This is a genomic window from Comamonas sp. E6, from assembly GCF_001010305.1.
GTDB lineage: Bacteria > Pseudomonadota > Gammaproteobacteria > Burkholderiales > Burkholderiaceae_C > Comamonas > Comamonas thiooxydans.
Map to the genome: position 1 here is coordinate 1 of NZ_BBXH01000071.1, position 741 is coordinate 741.

A 741-nucleotide genomic window follows, 5' to 3' on the forward strand; every position below is an offset into this window, starting at 1 on the left:
CCGCATCCCCGCCGGGTCAGTTTTGCGTGGAAATTAACACTCTAGCCGAAAAGGACAGACACGCCCCACGGAGAAGCAATGCGCTGCTGCCCCTCTGATCGTGGATGAGTACCAATATCTGATAGGGCAGGAGCCGCTGAAGTCAATGCACCTGAACTACCTTCGGCCCAGATTGGGCGCTGTCAAGTACGTTGTGACCCAGGCAGTTGCAAGGGGAAAGCGTGGCAAGGTCGTCATGCTCGGAATGACCCGTGATGCTGTGACTGGAGAGCCATTCCCGCCTCTACCAAAGAAGTTTCTGCCCGCGCAAGTTCTTCGTCGGCAAGCTCAGTAATCGAGGAAAGCACATGCAGACAACGCCGACTGGAATACAAATTTTCGCGGTCATCGTGGGCATTGCTGCGGCATTTCAGATTGCAGGGATAGCCCTCTCCATGTATCTGAAATCACGGCGCGAGCAGGCCTTCTACCGTTACTTTAATGTGGCAAAAGAATCAGGTGTTGAAGATCAGTTCATGAGCATCGTGAACTCACGGGCGCGCATTGGCGACTCGTTGCGAGTTGTGATCAGCAGATGGACTGCATCTGAGTACCGACGCATTTGTGGGCAGGCCAAAGGCATTACTGTTTGATCTAGGAAAGCACGGCATGGCTCTCTCATTTGTACCGAAGTACCACACACATGTTCTGGGCCATTAAAGTCGTAAACTGGCAAACAAAGTCGTAAACCTGGGGGCTAGC

At 53.0% G+C, this 741-nt stretch carries 1 protein-coding gene; it reads left to right on the plus strand.

Annotation, left to right across the window (positions count from 1 at the left end; translation table 11 throughout):
• The first annotated feature begins 347 nt into the window (after positions 1–347).
• Positions 348–632, plus strand: a complete 285-nt coding sequence (locus CSE6_RS25950) for a hypothetical protein (protein ID WP_059441897.1) — start codon at positions 348–350, stop codon at positions 630–632.
• The last annotated feature ends 109 nt before the right edge of the window (positions 633–741 follow it).

Coding starts and splice junctions, on each gene's coding strand:
- CSE6_RS25950 (WP_059441897.1), top strand. CDS start 348: ATGCAGACAACGCCGACTGGAATACAAATTTTCGCGGTCATCGTGGGC.